General features: G+C 41.8%; 3 protein-coding genes. All 3 read left to right on the top strand.

Annotated elements, in window-relative coordinates:
• Positions 1-603: erythromycin esterase family protein (locus WBN20_RS06470; protein WP_424281121.1), on the top strand; the 603-nt coding region annotated here is incomplete at its 5' end.
• 443 nt (positions 604-1046) lie between these two features.
• Complete coding sequence (locus WBN20_RS06475) at positions 1047-4280, top strand: AAA family ATPase (RefSeq protein WP_424281122.1); 3234 nt, start codon at positions 1047-1049, stop codon at positions 4278-4280.
• A gap of 526 nt (positions 4281-4806) precedes the next feature.
• Positions 4807-5175 (top strand): hypothetical protein, encoded by a 369-nt coding sequence (locus WBN20_RS06480; RefSeq protein WP_424271310.1) that lies wholly within the window; start codon positions 4807-4809, stop codon positions 5173-5175.
• Positions 5176-5332: the final 157 nt, after the last annotated feature.

Below are 5332 nucleotides of genomic sequence, written 5' to 3' on the forward strand. Positions count from 1 at the left end.
GCCTATTACCGCAGCATGGTAAATGCCAACCAAAGTTCAGGGAACCTGCGCGACCATCATATGATGGATACCCTAAAGCGCTTGCTCCATTTTCACGGCACCGATTCAAAGGCGATTATCTGGGAACATAACACCCATGTAGGTGATGCCAGGGCAACGGACATGGCATTGGACGGTAGCGTAAATGTGGGTCAGTTGGTGCGCCAGCAAATACCTGGCCACAACCCCAAAATAGTAGGTTTTGGATCGTACAAAGGTACGGTCGTAGCGGGCGCCGAATGGGGCGCGCCCATGAGGAATATGCATCTACCGGAGGCCATCGAAGGTTCCTGGGAACAGCTATTGCACCAAACAGGAAAAGGGGATCAATTGTTGTTTATGGATGAATTAAAGGGAAACAGCCTCTTTAAAGAAACCATCGGGCACCGCGCCATTGGGGTGGTTTACCACCCGCACTATGAGAAAACAGGAAATTACGTACCCTCGGTTATGCCCGAACGTTATGATGCCTTTATTTACATCGATACTTCGGAAGGAGTACATGCTATGGATGTGTATGTAGATAAATTGCAACTGCCCGAAACATACCCCTGGGCATTTTAGCCTGATTATTTGGCCTTATTAAACCTCGCCGAATTACCTTATATTACAATATCCGGGAACTTACCTTTTGAGAATGCGGTATCGCATTGGTCATCTTTTGAAAGGATTTTGAATCCGTACAGCGTCATTGAAAGGAGAAAGATTTGCTCCTTTTATTCATAATTCTTGCTTAGGATTCCAGTAACTATTTATATGTACTATTGTAATACTCCATAATGTTTGGCTGCATAATATACCGTATAAAATAAGTGGTAGTGTTTAGCGGTTAGTAAGGATACATCTAATGATTTATAGCCTTTCCAAGCCATTGTTTATTAAAGGCTTTACCCTTTTTAATACATTTATAGGACCAAAGTATTGGCTGTTAAATAATTTGAAAAGATCTTTAATTATCCCTATCTTATTGGTGTTCCTCCATTACTAAGTTTCCAAATGGTTATAAGATGAAAGTATGTCATCAATGCCGTCATGAAAACCCCGACGAGGCCAAATTCTGCAATTCCTGTGGTGTACGTTTTGATATTACACAGGGAAGTGAAAAGCGGAGTGCAAAAAATATAGCCGAGCGAAGACAACTTACCATTCTTTTTTGTGATCTGGTAGATTCCACACCACTTTCAGAACAAATGGATCCGGAAGATTACAGAGAGTTAATCCTGAATTATCACCAAATTGCAGAAGAAGTAATAACTCGCTACGGGGGTAATGTAGGCAATTATTTGGGGGATGGGCTTTTGGTGTATTTTGGGTATCCGGAAGGAATGGAAGATGCTTCCAAAGTTGGAACTCAGGCAGGGTTAGCGATTATTGAGGCCGTAAATGCTGCAAATAAACGATGGGTAGATGAAGGTAAAACTGCCATAAAAATCCGCCTTGGTATTCATACCGGACTTGTTATTGTAGACGACCATTTAGCCCTGGGAGAAACAGTTAATATAGCCGCAAGGCTTGAAGGGTTGGCGCCCCACAATGGGCTGGTGGTAAGTCCACAAACCATGTCTTTAATACAGGGCTGGTTTGAAGTAAAAAGTACAGGGACTCATGTTTTAAAAGGCATCTCCGAGCCTATGGAAGTATTTCACGTCCTGAAAGAAAGCGGCGTAAAAACCCGACTTGACATTGCTAAGGGCAAAGGGCTTTCACCATTGGTGGGCCGAGAAAGTGAACTCACACTTCTTAAAAAATTCTGGACACAAGCAAAAAAGGGAAATGGGAGTGCGGTTTTGATAAACGGCGAAGCGGGAATTGGCAAATCCCGCTTGGTGGATACCATAGAAGAGTATATAAAACAAGAGTCTGATGGCTTTTTTCTGGAAGCAAGGTGTTCTGTCCACCAAAGGAACAGTGCTTTTCAGCCTATTATTGAAATGATTCAAAATGAATTGCTACACATTGAACCCAAAGACGATTCAGAAAATAAACTTCAGAAACTGGAGCTTTTTCTAAAACAATCTACTCTCGATTTTGAACTGGCCATGCCACTGTTTGTAGAATTTTTGTCCATTCCATCAAAAAAATACCCCCCCCTTCTTATGAGCCCTTTTGCCAAGCGACAGAAGATCATGGAAGGTGTTACTCAGGTTTTGCTCTATAAAGCAGCGAATCAACCACTACTGTTCATAGTTGAAGATCTGCATTGGGCAGATGCTTCTACCCTTGAATGGTTGACCTTCTTTATAGAAAAACTCTCAACCCAAAGCATATTTGCACTTTACAGCACGCGGCCTGGTTTTCGCCCCGACTGGTTAGGGCATTCCGGAGTTTCGCAAATTACACTTGAACGGCTGTCATCCGAACATCTGGCCGAAATCTGTCTTCATCAGACAAAAGGAAAAGAATTACCTAAAGCGATTTTGAAGCAAATTGCGGCCAAGACAGAGGGAGTTCCGTTATTCGTAGAAGAGCTCACTAAAATGGTTTTGGAGTCCGATTTATTAGTTGAAGAAGATGAGCGTTTTGAATTGATTGGATCTATATCCTCCATGGCCATCCCTTCTACGCTACAGGATTCACTTGTGGCTCGTCTGGATCATTTATCCAAAGCCAAGGAGGTGGCCCAGATAGGGTCTGTACTGGGGCGTGAATTTACACCAGAAATGCTGCAAGCATTACTTCCATCAGAAATAAGAGATTTCGAGGAATCCTTATCCCAATTATTAGATTCGGAAATATTTTACAAAAGCCATCAAGGAAAACAATCTGTATTTCAATTCAAGCATGCCCTGATACAAGATACCGCCTATGAATCACTTCTGAAAAGCAGAAGGCATCAATTGCATCTGCAAGTAGCAAAGGTATTGGAGGATCAATTTGTGGAAATCATCAGGAACCAACCGGAGATTTTGGCGCACCATTACACGGAAGCCGGGCAACCACTAGAGGCCATTCCAATTTGGTTGAAGGCAGGCCAGCAGGCCAGTCAGAAAAATGCAATGGCTGAAGCTATTGCTCATCTGGAGAAGGGTATAACATTATTACCTCATGTAAAAAATGAGGAAGAGCGCAATAATCTGGAATTGGATTTTCGTCTGACCCTGGGTGGTTCCTTTGTTGTTGCTCACGGATTTCCCCATCCCAAAGTGAAAGAAACTTTCAACCGGGCGAGGGCTATTGCACAGACTATTGACGTTAATCCGAAACTAGCTTTAATCTTGTTTAATTTACTATCGTATTATTTTAATACAGAAGATTATAAAGCGGCTAAGGAAGTGTCTGACCACATGTTCAAATTAGCAGAGGACCCGGAAAATGGGTATTGGTTTGAATTATTCGCTAGTCAATTGGGAGGGGGAGGTGTGGTTATTAAAGGTGAATTTGAAGAGGCTAACCGGTCTTATCGGCGTGTTCTTGAACTATTCGATCCTTCTTTACCATTTCCCTGGGAATTAGCTCCAAGTGGGTATATCGAAATTGGCTCTAAAGCCTGGCAGATGGTTTGTCTTCAGGTAATGGGCTATATGGATAAGGCCAAAAATCTAGCTGAACAACATTTATTATATAGTGAAGGTCATGAGGATTCTATGACGCTTTACCACATCTATACCTTCCCCTCATTGTATGGATTGGAGGCAAGAGAATGGGCAATGGCTGAAAAAATAATGGAACAATATTTGCCCATCGTAAAAGCATTTGGAGATCCCATTTTTACACTTACAGCAGAGGTATATTATAATATAGCCAGAGCATTCCAGGGAGACAGATCGGCTTTTTATAAAGCTGTAAACCTCATCAATGTGTGCTTTGATATCGGTTTTAAAGCGTTTGCTGTTTCCTTATCACCCTTCATTGGGGAACAGTATTTCCTTATTGGGGAATATGAATCTGCTATGAGTTGGATAGAAAAGATTCTGGATCATGTAAACAAGACAGGCACCCATATACATACCGCGGAATTGTTCAGGATAAAAGGGCTTACTTTACAGGCTATGGACGAACCCTATGAAACTGTGGAAAAAATCCTAAAGCAAGCGCTAAAACTTTCAAGAAAACAAGCGGCAAAAACATTTGAACTTCGTTCTTCCAGGGATTTGGCCCGGCTTTGGCAAAAACAGGGTAGAACGGAAGAAGCATACGACCTCTTGAAAGGCATTTACAATTGGTTTACAGAAGGTTTTGATTCCATAGATCTATGCGAGGCAAAAATACTACTGGCAGAACTTAACAGTGAATTATCTTAATCGGTTTTATTATAAAGTACGGGAGACAAAATTATAGACCCCCTCATTGTAGAGAGCAACAGATGTCCTTGGTCGGTGCGAGTGTGACGCTCGCACTAGCGGAGGGAGACAAAATTATAGACCCCCTCATTGTAGAGAGCAAAAGATGTAACCTTGGTCGGTGCGAGCGTGACGCTCGCGCTAGCGGAGGGTATAAAAATAAGGAAAACTCCATTGAGTGACAATTTCTTTCAATTTAAAGGTGATTTAGAACTTTACACCCAAGGGTTTTTACAGATTTTTCAAGACATCCGCATCGCGTCTGCCTGCCGGTTTACCCACCTGACCAAAATCATATATTTTTCTTACAGGGATCCCTATTTTTATACTTATATAGGTAAATGGATGATAATTATTGTTCCCTCTTATGCTGGGTGATTCATTTTCAGGACTGTGTTATTTAAGTTGGTGGAAAAGGCAAGTCTGCTATCATCCGGTATACATTTTTTAAGCACAAATATTAATTTTGAAATCTAAATACAATGTTATGAAACAGTTATTTTTTGCACTATTATTCGCAGTAGTAAGTATAGGCCTGAACGCAAAGGACGATAAATACATAGCGCCCCAGGATGTACAGGTTGGTGATATCCTCAAGATAGGATACCCCGATGCTCCAAGGTATAAGCACATTAATTTTCCAAGGCCCAATTTTATTATCAAAAGAGGCGGTATCGCGAATTACAAGGGGTTGCCAGGAAACAAAGTGGTCGTAACATCTGTAGAGGAAAAGATGGACGGCACCTTGGTGGTAAAGATCAAAAAGGTAGATGGCGGACGGTTCTTTGGAAGCCACTGGGAAGTTTCGGCAGATTTACAAGGTGCGCTGGAAACAGGTGAACTCAGTGGAATTTAGTTAGCTTAGTCAGGTGTTTTTTTGGCTTTCAGGGCCAGCCAGGATATGGGTTGGCGGGATGAAGATAATGTTATGAATTGAGAAAGGTTAAGAAAAAATACACCACAACGGGTATTTCCGAAACCCAACTTTACGAATAGTAATGCTGTTTAATTCA

The sequence above is a fragment of the Eudoraea sp. genome (genome assembly GCF_049665975.1).
GTDB lineage: Bacteria > Bacteroidota > Bacteroidia > Flavobacteriales > Flavobacteriaceae > Eudoraea.